This is a genomic window from Umezawaea tangerina (assembly GCF_003002815.1).
GTDB lineage: Bacteria > Actinomycetota > Actinomycetes > Mycobacteriales > Pseudonocardiaceae > Umezawaea > Umezawaea tangerina.
Map to the genome: position 1 here is coordinate 114197 of NZ_PVTF01000016.1, position 14022 is coordinate 128218.

9 protein-coding genes and 1 pseudogene are annotated in these 14022 nt (G+C 73.0%); 4 read left to right on the forward strand and 6 right to left on the reverse strand.

Annotation, left to right across the window (positions count from 1 at the left end):
• Nucleotides 1-7: 7 nt before the first annotated feature.
• Complete coding sequence (locus CLV43_RS39740) at nucleotides 8-1006, reverse strand: Ca2+-dependent phosphoinositide-specific phospholipase C (RefSeq protein WP_106194652.1); 999 nt, start codon at nucleotides 1004-1006, stop codon at nucleotides 8-10.
• Between the two features lie 106 nt (nucleotides 1007-1112).
• On the reverse strand, nucleotides 1113-1826 hold the full coding sequence (locus CLV43_RS39745; RefSeq protein ID WP_106194868.1) for a peptidylprolyl isomerase: 714 nt from the start codon (nucleotides 1824-1826) through the stop codon (nucleotides 1113-1115).
• Nucleotides 1827-2031: 205 nt separating this feature from the next.
• Here CLV43_RS39745 and CLV43_RS39750 point away from each other — a divergent pair, with 205 nt between their 5' ends.
• Nucleotides 2032-3378 (forward strand): alpha/beta fold hydrolase, encoded by a 1347-nt coding sequence (locus CLV43_RS39750; protein WP_106194655.1) that lies wholly within the window; start codon nucleotides 2032-2034, stop codon nucleotides 3376-3378.
• 68 nt (nucleotides 3379-3446) lie between these two features.
• Here CLV43_RS39750 and CLV43_RS39755 read toward each other — a convergent pair whose 3' ends face one another.
• Nucleotides 3447-4475, reverse strand: coding sequence for a C40 family peptidase (locus CLV43_RS39755; RefSeq protein WP_106194658.1), 1029 nt, complete (start codon nucleotides 4473-4475; stop codon nucleotides 3447-3449).
• 249 nt (nucleotides 4476-4724) lie between these two features.
• On the opposite strand from CLV43_RS39755, the gene CLV43_RS39760 reads away from it, so the two are divergent.
• Nucleotides 4725-5726 carry a pirin family protein gene (locus tag CLV43_RS39760; protein ID WP_106194661.1) on the forward strand — a complete coding sequence of 334 codons (1002 nt, stop codon included), beginning with the start codon at nucleotides 4725-4727 and terminating at the stop codon, nucleotides 5724-5726.
• Between the two features lie 185 nt (nucleotides 5727-5911).
• Here CLV43_RS39760 and CLV43_RS39765 read toward each other — a convergent pair whose 3' ends face one another.
• From CLV43_RS39765 to CLV43_RS39775, 3 genes are all read right to left on the reverse strand, one after another.
• Nucleotides 5912-8827, reverse strand: coding sequence for a helix-turn-helix transcriptional regulator (locus tag CLV43_RS39765; RefSeq protein WP_106194664.1), 2916 nt, complete (start codon nucleotides 8825-8827; stop codon nucleotides 5912-5914).
• Between the two features lie 115 nt (nucleotides 8828-8942).
• Nucleotides 8943-9158: a hypothetical protein gene (locus tag CLV43_RS39770; RefSeq protein WP_106194667.1), complete on the reverse strand. Its 216-nt coding sequence runs from the start codon at nucleotides 9156-9158 to the stop codon at nucleotides 8943-8945.
• 29 nt (nucleotides 9159-9187) lie between these two features.
• Nucleotides 9188-12184, reverse strand: coding sequence for a type 2 lanthipeptide synthetase LanM family protein (locus tag CLV43_RS39775; protein ID WP_245887340.1), 2997 nt, complete (start codon nucleotides 12182-12184; stop codon nucleotides 9188-9190).
• A 187-nt stretch (nucleotides 12185-12371) separates the two neighbouring features.
• On the opposite strand from CLV43_RS39775, the gene CLV43_RS39780 reads away from it, so the two are divergent.
• A complete protein-coding gene (locus CLV43_RS39780; RefSeq protein ID WP_106194674.1) occupies nucleotides 12372-12812 on the forward strand; it encodes a cobalamin B12-binding domain-containing protein in 441 nt (146 codons plus the stop codon).
• Nucleotides 12809-13966 (forward strand): annotated as a pseudogene (locus tag CLV43_RS50550) (methylaspartate mutase); the annotation flags it as partial. The gene CLV43_RS39780 and the pseudogene CLV43_RS50550, both read left to right, overlap by 4 nt.
• Nucleotides 13967-14022 lie beyond the last annotated feature (56 nt).

Consider the following 14022-nt stretch of genomic DNA (forward strand, 5'->3'; position numbering starts at 1 on the left):
CGTTGTGCTAGCTCGCGGTGTAGGAGAGGATCTCTGCGCTCGTCCAGTCGCTGGACACGATCGTCGCGCCGATCGCCCCCAGCTGCCGGACCCTCGCCTGCGCGTCGGCCACGGCCGGTGCGCGGCTGTCGATGGCGGGCGCCACGTTGTGCGCGTCCGTCATGACGACCAGGTACTTGCCTCCCAGGTAGGGTCCGCCGCCGAAGCCCGCGAAGGACGCGGCGCTCCCGTCGAACGCGACCATCCACGGCTTGCGCGCGCCGCCGCGGTCACCGGTGCGCGGGTCGGTCGCCGACGCGCCGTTGATCGCCGGGAAGGACAGCGCCGAGGCCAGCGTGCCGCCCGCGTTCGCGGCGATCAGCCGGTCGGCGACCTCGAGGTCGGTGTCGTAGTTGTCGAACGGGTTCTGCAGCTCGAACGTCCCGTTCTCCACGATCACGACGAACTTGCCCGTCAGCGCCGACCGCGACGGCCAGCCACCGGCCTGCACCGCCGTGTCCAGGTCGGCGTAGCCGCCCTTGAGGTTCGCGGGGGAGAAGACGTTGCCCGCGCCGAGCGTGTTCGCCAGCAGGGTGTCGAACTGCGGCACCCCGAACCCCGCGCGGCCGTCGAAGCCGTTCTTCATCTCGACCTTGACGACCAGCGGGGCGTGGCCGGGGTTGTGGTCGTGCCACAGCCTGAGGTTGCGCAGGCAGCCCGCGAGGTTCTGGTTGCGGCTGCCCGTCCTCAGGCCCTCGTACGTCGTGGCGCTGGAGCAGTTGTTGGCGTTACCGGGGTCGTGGCCGACCTGGAAGTCGTTGGTGAAGAAGAAGTTCGCCCACACGTCGATCTCGACCATGCTGGGGTCGCGGTCCAGCACGTCGACCAACCAGGGGGCCGTCTCCTGCGTGTAGCTGTTGTGCAGGCCGACGGCCGTCGTGCCGGTGGCGGTCGGCGTCGCCCACGCCGACGGCGCGACCGCGATCAGCAGGGCAGCCGAGGCCACCGCGGCCAAGAAGCGCTTCATCCGAGACTCCTCGCACTGGACGTTCCCGTACGACTTCGGAGAGTAGGAACGTGAAAAGGGTTCACGATGTCCGCCGGATGGCCATCTCGGGAAGCGCCGGGGGTGTTCAACAGTTGACCGACGCGCGCTTGATGTCGGTCTTGAGCTTCGGCGGACCGTCCAGCGGCGCCGGGTCCTCCGGCGTCGGCGTCACCCCGGCCGCGGCGACCTTGTCGAGGGTCGCCAGGCCCTCCTCGCCGATCGTGCCGAACACGGTGTAGTTCGGCCGCAGCACCGAGTCCGAGGTGACCAGGAAGAACTGGCTGCCGTTGGTGTCCGGGCCCGCGTTCGCCATCGCGAGCGTGCCGCGCGGGTAGATCCGCCGTTCGCCGGTCGGGTCGTTGGGGGCGGGCGGCAGCGTGGTCGGCAGCTCGTCCTTGTACTTGTAGCCGGGGCCGCCCTCGCCGGTGCCGCTCGGGTCGCCGCACTGCAGCACCTTGAGCGTCGAGTACGTCGTCAGCCGGTGGCACGTGGTCACGTCGTAGAACCGGTGCTTGGCCAGGTGCACGAAGCTCTGCACGGTGCACGGCGCCTGCTTGCGGTCCAGCTTCAGCGGGATGGGCCCCTGGTTGGTCTTCAGCAGGACGTCGACCGTGCCGCGGTCCGGTGTGTGCCGAGGGTCGTCCGGGAGGCGCACCGGCCGTGCCGCGGGCTCCTCCGGCGTCTTCGTGTAGCCGCACGGGCCGCGCGTGACGTCCGGGTCGCCCGCCGCGCCCGCGGCGGTCGTCGTGCCGAGCAGCAGCCCGGCGGCCGCGACCAGTGTCGCCACGCCTCGCACGATCGTCTTGCTGTCCAACTCACGTCCTCCTCGACTGGGGCGGTCCCGCAGTCTTAGTGGAGGCGCGGAGCGGGCCACAAGGGCCGGTCGGCGGGGGCTGCGCGGTCCCGCACCCTGTCAGGGTCACGTCATCTCCTGGGCTGATGCCCGCTGACGCCGGACCGTCCGACGATCTTCGCCGGTAGGGGCGGATCGACGGAGGGGAAGCATGGGACGGGTGTTGGCACTGGTGTCGGTCGTCGCACTGGGGTTGGGGTCGGTCACCGGGGTGGCGGGCGCGTCGGCGCGGGAACCGCGGTGGCAGGGCTGCGGCGAGCACGGCGCCGAGTGCGCGACGGTGGAGGTGCCGCTGGACTGGGGCCTGCCCGGCGGCGAGAAGATCACCCTCGCGGTGAGCAGGCTGTCCGCCGCCGACCCGGCCCGCCGGATCGGCGTGCTGTTCTTCAACCCCGGCGGACCGGGCGGTCCGGCCGCGGACCTGGTCCGGGACGTGCCGGACCTGTTCCCCCGGGAGCTGCGCGACCGGTTCGACGTCGTCGGCGTCGACCCGCGCGGCGTGGGCGCGAGCACCCCGGCGATCACCTGCCCGGTGCCGCCGTTCGACCCCGCGGTCTCCCAGTTCCCCGACGACCGCGCCGGCTTCGACCGGCTGGTCGCCTACAACCGGTCGGTGGCGTCGGCGTGCCGGGAGGCCACCGGGCCGCTGGTCGACCACGTGGACACGGTCAGCGCCGCCCGCGACTTCGACGTCGTGCGGGAGGCGCTGGGGGAGTCGCGGGTGTCGTGGCTCGGGCTGTCCTACGGGACGCTGCTCGGCGCCACCTACGCGCAGCTGTTCCCCGGCCGGGTGCGGGCCGCCGTGCTCGACGGGGCGGTGGACCACGCGATCGGGTCGCGGAGGTTGGCGCTCGACGAGGCCCGCGTGTCCGAGGACCTGTTCGCCCGGTTCGCGGCCTGGTGCGCCGAGGACGCGTCGTGCGCGCTGCACGGGCGGGACGTGACGGCCGAGTACCGGCGGCTGCTGGACCGCGTCCCGGACTTCGCCTCGCGGGTCGGGTACGGGGTCTACTCCGGCCTGTCGCTGCGGGGGCAGTGGCCCGCCGTGGCCGACCTGCTCGTCCCCGCCTTCGCCGAGCCCGCCGACGTGAGCGCGTTCGCCGGGGTGGGCAGCGACGCCGCCTACCGGGTGATCGGCTGCCACGACTTCCCCTCGACCGTGCGGGGAGTCGCGGACCTGGTCGCCCGTGAGCGCGAGATCCACCGGGCCGCGCCGGTGACGCGCGGCTACGTGGAGGGCTGGGACGTCCAGGCGGGCTGCCTCGGCTGGCCCGTCCGGGCCGCCAACCCGTGGGGCGCCCTGTCGGTGCGCGGGGCGCGGCAGGTGCTCGTCGTCAGCGGCGAACACGACCCGGCCACGCCGCACGAGTGGGGTGTGGGCCTGTCCGCCCAGATCCGGGGGTCGCGGCTGCTGACCTGGTCCGGGGTGGGGCACACGGCGTTCTTCAACGACCCCGACGTGCTGCGCCAGGAGGTCGAGCACCTGGTGGGTCGGTAGAGGACGTCCTGACGCCGACGAGCCGCCGCGGACCGGGTCCGCGGCGGCTCGTCGGGTGAGCTGCGGGATCAGCCCACGATCCGCCGGATCGTGTTGATCGGTCCGATCGAGTCGATGGGCGCCGTCTTCACCGGCACGCCCTCGGTCGACGCGTGCACCGCGGTGTTGCTGTCCACGACCATCGCCACGTGGCCCTGGTCGGCGTAGTAGATGACCAGGTCGCCCGGCTGCACCTCGCTGCGCGACACCGCCCGCCCGAGCACCGCCTGGGCGTAGGTCGTGCGGCCGATGGAGATGCCCGCCGCCCGGTAGGAGGCCTGCATGAGGCTCGAGCAGTCCCACGAGTCCGGGCCGTTGGAGCCGAACACGTAGGGCTTGCCGCGCTGGCTCAGCGCGAAGTTCAGCGCCACGGCCACGTCACCGGTGGCGCTGGTGCTGATCGGGGTGTTGTCGCTGCCGCTGGCCAGGGAGTTCTTGGTGGAGGAGCTGAGCGCGTTGTAGGCGCTCTTCGCCTCCTTGACGCGGCCGTCGAGCTCCTCGGCCTTCTTGTCGATGTCGTCGAGGAGCTTCGCCGCGTCGTCCTTGGCCTTGCCCGCCCGGTCGGTGGCGTTCTTGGCCGAGGAACGGGCCTGGTCGGCAGACTCCACCGCGCCGGACAGCTTCCCGAGGGCCTCGCTGTTGTCCGCGGCGAGCACGCTGATCGCGGACATGCGGTTGAGGAAGTCCTGCTGCGACTCGGCGACCAGCAGAGCGGAGAGGTTGTTGAAGCGGGCGCCTTCGAAGGACGCCTCCGTGAGCAGGTCGACCTGGCCGCGGAACTGCTCCTCGACGGCCTTGGCGGAGTTCTCCGCCTCGGTGGCCGTGGACAGGTCGGCGTTGGCCTTGCCCAGCTCGTCCTCGGCCGCCTTCAGCGCTTCCTGCGCCTTGAGGTGGTCGGCGTTGAGGACCTCGGCCTCGTGGGAGAGGTCGTTGTACTTCTGCAGAGCCTCGGATGCCGGGTCGGCGTTGGCGTAGGGAGCCGTACCGAGGACCGATGCGGCGACCGCTGTGGCCGCCAGTGCTCCTTGGAGCATCCGCTTGCGTGGTTGCGACGACACGTCGCGCAGCCTCCTTCGTCGGGTACTTCCCACCTGTGCCCATGCAGCACTTGTCACAGTCTGTGCGGCGGTGACCTGGTCGTTCGCCCATAAGGGCTAGCGACTGGCGCGAAGTCTCGATCAGGTTACGGAACGTCTCCCTTGGAGTCCACCTTCGAGTTTTCGCAGACCCGAACGGCCGTGTGGGAATCACTTCGGGTGCAATATCGTTGAACCGGTGAGTTGAAGTGTCAACCTGGGAGGAAAGCGATGCCCGCGGTCACCGTCACCGACATCACCAGCCTGGCCCGCGTCCCCGAACCGGGACCCGCGTCGGTGGACCGCGAGGTCCGCTCGGTAACCACTGGTCCCAGTGGTTTCGAGGGCGAGGGGTTCCCCGTCCGGCGGGCGTTCGCGGGCGTCGACCTGGCCGCCCTCGACCCGTTCATCCACATGGACCAGATGGGCGAGGTCGACTACGGGCCCGGCGAGCCCAAGGGCACCCCGTGGCACCCGCACCGGGGCTTCGAGACCGTGACGTACATCATCGACGGGGAGTTCGAGCACGCCGACTCGCACGGCGGTGGCGGCAACATCACCAACGGCGACACGCAGTGGATGACCGCCGGAGGCGGGCTGCTGCACATCGAGAAGCCCACCGAGGAGCTCGTGCGCACCGGTGGCGTGTTCCACGGCGTGCAGCTGTGGGTGAACCTGCCCAAGGCCCGCAAGTGGGTCGAGCCGCGCTACCAGGACCTCCGCGGGCACCAGTCCGTCCTGCTGACCACACCGGACGGCGGGGTGCTGCTGCGGGTCATCGCCGGGGACGTGGCGGGCCACCAGGGCCCCGGCTCCACCTACACGCCGATGACGATGCTGCACGCCACCGTCAGCCCCGGCGCGCGCCTGCGGCTGCCGTGGCGGCCGGACTTCAACGCGCTGGTCTACGTCCTCGCGGGCGACGGCACGGTCGGTGCGGGGAGGCGGCCGATCTCCACCGGCCAGCTCGCCGTGTTCGGGCCCGGCGACACGATCACCCTGGACGGCGCGGGGAAGCAAGAGTCCCGGTACGCCGAGATGGAGGTGGTCGTCCTGGGCGGCGCGCCGATCCGCGAGCCCGTCGCGTGGGGCGGACCGTTCGTCATGAACACGCGCGCCGAGGTGCTGCAGGCGTTCGAGGACTTCCAGGCCGGGCGGCTCGGCACGATTCCTGCCCAAGGGGTTCCTGCCCAGGGGGTTCCGCACGGGGACGTGGGTGGGGAGCTGCTCTGAGCGGCTGACGGGGGCCGTGACGTGCGACGGCCCCCAGCTCACCTGGGGGGTTGGGAGCCGGGGGCCGTGTACACGCCGGGTGCGGTCAGGGGGGTCGACAACACCGGGCAAGGGAGAGTCTATGCGGTGAAATCGGTTCGTGTACGCCAACCGCGCTGAAGAGACCATGCGAATTTGCTCATACGTCATCCGGCCATCGCCGCGGCGAACGTGCTGAGCGCCTCGCGGTCGGGTCTGCTCGTCTTGCTGATCAGGCTCGCGACGTGCTTCTCCACCGTCCTGGGGGAGATGTGCAGCCGTGCCGCGATGGCCTTGTTGCCCATCCTGTTCGCCAGCAGGCGGAACACTTCGAACTCCCGAACAGTGACTCCGAGCACTCTGAGCTGACGCGGTACCTGCTCGGTCCCGCTCCGCCGCTGCTGCACCGACGCGCCGACCTGGCGCAGCAGGCCGCGGCACGCGCTCGCGACCGGCGTGACCTGCGCCTGGTGGAAGTACTCCTCCGCGCCGCGCAGCCACGTCACCGGGTCGCCCCAGCCGTCGGCGTGCGCCGCCTCGGCGACCAGCCGCAGCCCGAGGTGGCGCGCCACCGGGAACAGCGAGGCGGTGCGCTGGGCGTCCGCCACGGCCGCGCCCGCCTCCTCCACCCGGCCGTCGCGGCCGAGCAGCACGGCGTGCGCGAGCTCGGCGAACACCCGGTTCCACCGCATGCCGCTGGCGGCCGCCGCGGTGATCTCGCGGTAGTGCGGCCACCCCGCCCGCCCGGCCAGCACGCCCAGCAGCAGGTGCAGGCCGTGCCGTCCGGCGAGGTGGAACATCGTGGGGTTCTCGGCCTCGTAGGCCAGCGCCTGGGCCAGCTCGCTCTCGGCGAGGTCGCGGTCCTCCTCCAGCAGCGCGCAGAACGTCCGCGCCAGGCCGAAGCACAGCGGCAGCTCCTGCGACCCGCCGCCCGCGTGCGACCGGAACTCGGTGATGGCCTGCTCCATGGCCTGCCGGTTGAGCTGGTGGGCGGCCGAGGTGGCCCTGACCATCAGCAGGTACCGGGTCAGCGGCGTCATCTGGAGCCTGCTGGTGACCTGGAAGGTCTGGTCGACCAGCTCGGCGGCCTCGTCGTAGCGGCCCAGCAGCACGGCGTGCAGCGACCGGATGGCGTCGACGTTGTACACGATGGTGATCGCGCCGACCCGCTGCGCCTCCTCGCGGGTGCGGTCCAACGACGTCGTGCTGGCCTCCACGAGCCAGTCGTTGCCCGCGATCCGCACCATGGCGTAGATCTGCTGGATCGGGAGGTCGTACTCCTCGGCGAGCTTGCGGGCCTGCTCGAAGCACGCGTTGGCCTCGGACAGGTCGCCCTCGCGGGCCAGGATGCCCAGCAGCTGCCACGCCTCGCAGCCCACCAGCGGCAGCGGCACGCGCTTGGCGGCGTCCACGGCCCGGCGCGCGAGGACGGCGGCGTCGGCGATCCGGTCCGGGCTCTGGGTGTGGATCGTCAGCGCGGCCGCGATGGCGTCCACGGGGGCGGTCTGCTCGTCGTCGGCGTCGTAGCCGAGCAGCGCGCGGGCGGCGCCGACCTGCGCCATCCCGTAGTCCCAGCGGCCCGCGATGTGCGCGACCTTGGCCAGCTCGGTGTGCAGCTTGACCCGCCGCGACCTGGCCAGCCCGGCCCCGGACAGCTCGGCGAGCGTGTCGGCGAGCCGGATGGCCGACTCGAACTGGCCCGCCTCGGCGAGCGCGGGCAGCAGCGACTCCAGCACGTCCGCCCGGATGTCCGGGTCGACGCCGCTGGTCAGCAGCCGGTTCGCCTGGTCGAGCAGGGTGATTGCGGACCCCGCGGCACCGCCCTTGAGCGCCCGGCGGCCCGCCTCGGCCAGCAGCCTGCCCGCCTGGGCGTCCTCGCCCGCGTCCAGCCGCAGCGACGCGACCAGCGCGCACCACTCGCCGGGCAGGTCCGGATAGGCGATCTGAATGGCGTCGGCGGTGCGCCCGGAGATCTCCGCGCGGTCGCTGGGGGTCAGCTGCGCGCGCAGCGCCTCGGCGGTGAGCGGATGCCGGAAGGCGTACCAGTCGGGTGCGGGCTCGTCTGGGGTGACCAGCTGCGCGGCCACTCCCGCGTGCAGGTGGCTGAGCAGTCCGCGGTGGTCCATCCCGGTCACCCGCTGCACCACCGACAGCGGGAAGCGGTGGCCCAGCACGGCCGCCACGGACAGCAGCTCGCGGCCCTGCGGGCCCAGCCGGTCGGTGCGGTGGGCGATGCTGCGCACCAGCGCGGTCGGCACCTCCACGCGCAGCTCGCCGAGCACCCGCCAGCCGTCCGGACCCGGCACCAGCAGGCCGCTGCTGACCATGCCGTGCAGCAGCTCCTCGACGACGAACGGGTTGCCCGCGCTGTCGGCCCACAGCCGGTCGGACACCTCGGCGGGCACCGCGTCGGAGGCGACCTCCAGGCAGGAGGCGGCCATCCGGCGCACCTCCTCGCGGTCGAGCCGGGACAGCTCCAGCATCACGCCCGCGTCGCGCCGCGCCGCCAGTGTCACCACGTCCAGTGCGTTGCCGGGCTCGGCGCGGATGGTCACCAGCAGCACGACCGGCTGCTGGTCGAGGTTGTCGGCCAGGTACTCGATGACGGCGAGCGTCTCGGCGTCGGCGTCGTGCAGGTCCTCCAGCACCAGCAGGCACGCCTGCCGCTTGCCCACGATCGAGAGCAGTCGCAGCACGGCCTCGGCCAGCACCACCAGCGACTCGCCGTTGTGCTGGCCCTCGCCCCGGCTCCACTCCGGGATGAGCCTGCCGAGGACGGGCTTGTAGGGGCCCAGCTCCTGCTCGTCGGGTCCCTCGCCGCCGCGGAACAGCGACAGCAGCGCCTCCGACAGCGGGCGGAACGGGACCATCGGTCCGATGGTGCTGCCGCGGCCCCGGAGGACCCTCATACCGCTGTCGAACGCCCGGCCCGCGGCCACCCGCGCGAGTCTCGACTTGCCGACACCCGCTTCGCCGACGAGGAATACGGCGCTGCCGCGGCGGGCCCTGGAGTCTTCCAGTGCCCGCTCCAGCTCGTGGACTTCCTTGTCCCGGCCGACCACGACCGGCGCGCGGGTCTGCATGAAGCCGACCTTAGCGAGACTCCGGCATCGGCCGGTTCCGCTATTGGAATGCCGAATGTGGGATGACCGGACTGCCTGCACCCCCAGGGGGCAGGCAGTCCGGACGACAAACCGGTCAGACCGGGAATCCGGGGGCGCTGACCGTGGTGAAGGTGTTGGTGCCGTACGCGAGGACGGCCATGCCCGCGGTCAGCGCGAGACCGGAGAGCACCCTGGTGCGCATGCCGACCCTGGTCCGGTTGGACAGCGCCATCTCCCCTGCGGGGTTGGTCTCGGCGTCGTCCTCGTCGGTGGCGAGCGCCGGGGCCTCGGTGTGCATGGCGTTGCTCATCGGGATTTTCTCCTTGTGGGATTCATGGTTCATCGGGACTGGAGCAGGAGCACGGAAGGCACGTGTTCCGGAAAACCTAGGCGGAGCAGTCCGTAGCCGATACCGGACAAACCGGTGAGGAGTCCCGCGGAGGGCACTCCGCCGGGTGTCCCGCAGCGCGCGCCGTACTGGTCGAGCGCGCCGAGCACGAGCCCGGCCCGGCGGGTCCTCGCCGCGGCCGCCCGCTCGTGGCCGCGCTCGGCGAGCACCGCCAGCGACTCCACGACACCGAGCTCGCCGTGGCACAGGCTGAGGTCGCGCAGGGGCTCGTGCACCGCGAGGGCGTTGATGCACCGGTCCAGGTGCAGCGTGTACGCGTCCAGCGGCTGTTCGGGGTGCGCGACGTGGGCGAGCACCGCGCCGGACAGACCCGCGCACCAGCCGTGGTCGGCCTCGCCGACGGGCAGCAGGCGCTGGCGCAGGCTGCGGTCGGCGCGCAGCGCGGCCCTCCCGGACACCGCGTGCCGCACCTCGCCGCTGGCGGCGGCGAAGCGCAGCAGCGCCCACCCGACCCCGGCGCCGCCGCGGGCGAAGCCGTCGCCGCGCACCGCGCGGTCGGCCAGCCGGTCGGCGAAGCGGTGCGCGAGCTTCCCGGCCTGGGGGAGTCCGGTCTCGGCGTGCACCGCCACCATCGCGGCCAGTCCGCCCGCGCAGCCGTCGACCACCGACGACGACTCGTCGTCGATGTCGGAGGCCAACTCGACGCAGGCTTCGAGCCAACGGGGCAGCTCTGGGTCTTCGGGCAGGATCGTGGACAGCCTGGCGAGCGCGTAGGCGATGCCGCCCAGGCCGTGGAAGCCGCCGCTGCCGACGGCCGGGGCCAGCTCGGGGTCGGCGGCCAGCGCGTCGAGCAGGCCGGGGATCGGCCGCAGCGCGTCGCGGGCGAAGTCGGTGTACCGCTCGGCGCCGGTCAGCGCGCCCAGCTGGGCCAGGAACAGCGCGACGCCGGTGTAGCCGTTCGACATCCCGGCGCCCATCGGCATGACGGTCCAGTGCCGGTCGTCCACCAGTTCCAGGCCCAGCCAGTTGACCCGGTCCCCGTCGACGGTGGCGTGCGCCAGGACCTCGTCGGCGATGCCGCAGGCCGCGACCAGCAGCCGCTGCGGGTCGGGCACCCCGGCCGCGACCCGTCCGGGCACGACGGCGGCGCCGCGGTGCGCGACCGTCCCCGTCCTGCTGGCCAGCGACGCGGCGATGAGCCACTGCTGGTCGTGCCGGTCGACCTCGTCCATCCCGGCGATCTTGCGCTCGGCGGCCTCCAGGCCGGACAGCGGCAGCAGGTCGGGGACGCGCAGGCCGTGGGCGGTCCAGACGTCCCGGCTGCCGGGCCGCACGGTGAACAGCGGCACGTCGCCCGCCCACAGGTCGGCCAGTTCGTGCGGGACCAGCGCGCGCAGCAGCGCGTCGTCGCGGGCCTCGGTCCACAGCAGGTCCAGCGCCAGGTCGCGGTCCAGCGCGTCGCGCGCCACGTCCGGGTGCGTCGTCTCGTCCAGCGCGGTCGCGTACGTGCGGGTGGCCCGCGTGACGAACCGCACCGGCACGTCGGCGCACGTCCGCAGCAGCTCCAGCAGCTCGGCGCGGTGGGCGCAGATCGTGTCGTGGCCGACGCGGAACCCGGCCAGCAGCGCGGTCTGGTAGTCGCCGGGCTCGGCCTCCTCGCCGCCGAGCCGGGGCCGGTTGTGGGCGCCCGTGCTCGGCGCGGGGCGGCGGACCAGCCGCATGGTGTCGGTGGCGGGGTCCGCCCAGTCGACCGTCTCGGCGGGGTAGTTCGCGCCGTCGTGGTCGCCGCCGAGGCCGGACAGGTCGAACACGCCGTGGTCGCCCAGCAGCATCTGGGGCAGCAGCGCGGTGCGCGTGACCGAGTTCGCCAGCGCGTTCGCCGCCGGGTCCGAGCTCGGCGCGGCGGTCAGCAGCGTCGGGTGGAACAGGGTCTCGATGTCGATCAGCACCGGCTGGTCGCCGCACGCGATCAGGTTCTCGTAGTGCATGTCCGTGCCGTCCACGGCGTAGACCAGGGCCAGGACCGCGCCGAGCCGGTGGTAGAACCGGCCGATCCCGCTGACCTCGGAGCACTCCTCGTGCTCGACGAACTCGACCCAGCCGTAGTCGTCGCCGCGCACGATCCGCACCCGGCGCAGACCCAGCCGGGTGTGGCCGTCCAGCCAGCCCAGCATCTCGTTGAACCGGACGTGCAGGTCGATCGGGCGCGGCTTGTAGACCAGCCGCGAGCCGTCGGCGAACCGCAGCGTGCACACCGTGCGGCCGCGACCGTGGCAGTCGCCCTGGCCGGACTCCACCGCGATGATCGCGCCGGGGTCCACGCCGTCGAGCAGCTCCGCCACGATCCGGTCGCGGTCGGCGGCGAACCGGTCGAGCATCTCGCCGTGCGCCTCCGCGGCGTGCAGGCAGGTCTGGCTGAGCATCCGCGCCAGCACCGGGTAGCGGGCCAGCAGGTCGGACAGGTCGACGCCGTTCACGAAGCAGGTGAACCGGTCGGCCGGGGTCGCGCCGACCAGCTCGCCGCGCTGCCGGGCCAGGTTCAGCTCGAGCACCAGGGTGCGGGCCGCGGTGCGGACCAGCCGGGACGTCAGCCGTTCGGTGAACGCGCTGTCCAGGCGAGCGTCGGTGGCGGCCGCCGCGGCGGCGAGCGGGCGCAGGACGTGGGCGAAGCCGGACTGCCAGGTACCACCGGTGTGCGGAGCGGGGGGCGCGTCCGTGGTGGCGCGTTCCACGAACGCGGCCCACTCCGGCCGCCCGGTGCGGGCGGCCAGCTCCAGGGGTGGTTCGCCCAGCAGGGCGGCCAGCGCGTCCTCGTCGAGACCCGCGTCGGCGAGCCGGGCGGCGAACCACTCGGCGGTGTCGTGCGCGGCCTTCCACTTCGCCAGCCGCGCGCTCGTCCGCCCGCTGGGCGCGGGCGGCCGTTCCGCGAGGCGGAGGCCACCCGCCCACCAGGTGGTGGGTCGCGGCGCGGCGGGTGAGGAGGTCACGGGGAAGACGGTGTCACCTGCGCCGCGGTTCGACATGGGGGCTTCGCCCCCAGATTCGCACCGCACCCCCGTCGGTCGGTCCCGTGCCAGGTCAGGACGGAATGTGGGGGTGCCGCACCCATGCCCGCGACGGTCCGGCGCCGTGAGACTCGGCACCGCTTCTACCCGTCACTCACAAAGGCCGACGATGGAGCTTGAGAAGAGAGAGTTCACCGTCCTGGTCAGCAGCGTCGCCTCGGACTCGCACACCTGGAACCTGGTCTTCCTGCAGCTGCTGCTGGAGGAGCTGGGCCACCGCGTGGTGAACATCGGCGCCTGCGTCCCGGACGACCTGCTGATCGCCTCCTGCGTTCGGCACCGGCCGGACCTGGTCGTCATCAGCAGCGTGAACGGCCACGGCCACCACGACGGCGTCCGCGTCATCAACGAGCTGCGGTCGCACCCCGACCTCATCGGGACACCGGTGGTGATCGGCGGCAAGCTGGGGATCGGCGGTGTCGACAACGCGCGGCACACCGACGACCTGCTGCGCGCCGGGTTCGACGCCGTGTTCGACGACAGCGCCCCGATCGCGGCGTTCCGGGAGTACGTGGACGCGCTGGGCGCGCTGACCGCGGTGACGGCATGAGCCGGATCGCGCACCAGGTGTCCTCGGCCGTCGCGTTCGGCGACTTCGTGGCCGAGGCCGCCGCCGCGGGCCGCCTGGTCGTGCAGCCGAGGATGGGGTTCAGCGATCCGGGCCAGATGCGGTCCGGGCTGATCGCCACCAAGCTCGCCGACGCGACCACGGTCGGCACGATCACCCTGGACAGCTACACCCGCGTCGGTGCCGACGGCGAGGCCCGCCGCGCGCTGGCCGAGGGCGTCGCGCTCAACGGCTACCCGATCGTCGCCCACGAGCCCAGCACGACCGCCGCGGTCGTGGAAGGCCTGCGGGGCCGGGGTTTCCCGGTGCAGATCCGGCACGGCTCGGCCCACCCGGAGCCGATCGTGGCGGCGCTGCTCGGCGCCGGGTTCACCGCGACCGAGGGCGGCCCGGTGTCCTACTGCCTGCCCTACAGCAGGCTGCCGCTGCGCGACTCGGTGGACAACTGGTCGCGGTCCTGCGAGCTGCTGGCCGCGGTGCCCGACGCGCACCTGGAGACGTTCGGCGGCTGCATGATGGGCCAGCTGTGCCCGCCGAGCCTGCTGGTCGCGATCTCGGTGCTGGAGGGGATCTTCTTCCGGCGGCACGGGCTGCGCAGCATCTCGCTGAGCTACGCCCAGCAGACCGACGCGGGCCAGGACGAGGACGCCATGCGCGCCCTGCGCAGGCTGGGCCGGGAGTTCCTCGACGGCGTGCAGTGGCACGTCGTGGTCTACGCCTACATGGGCGTCTACCCGCGCACCCCGAAGGGCGCGCTGAGCCTGCTCGCGGGCGCGGCCCGGCTGGCGGCGCGCACCGGCGGGGCCCGGCTGATCGTGAAGACCGTCGCCGAGTCCTCGCGGATCCCGACGATCGCGGAGAACGTGGCCGCGCTCGAGCACGCCGCCCGCGCGGCGGAACGGGCCGGGACCGCACCGGCGGGCGACGACGACAGCGCCGTGTACCAGGAGGCCCGCGCGATCGTGGACGCGGTGCTGGACCTCGACCCCGACCTGGGCCGCGGTCTCGTCCGCGCCTTCGAGCTCGGCTACCTGGACGTGCCGTACTGCCTGCACCCCGACAACGCGGGCCGCACCCGCGGGCACGTCGACGGTGCCGGGCGCCTCGCGTGGAGCCGGATCGGCGCGCTGCCGATCGGCCACCTCGTGACCCCACCCCGTGCCGAGGGCATGACCTCGGCGACGTTGCTGAC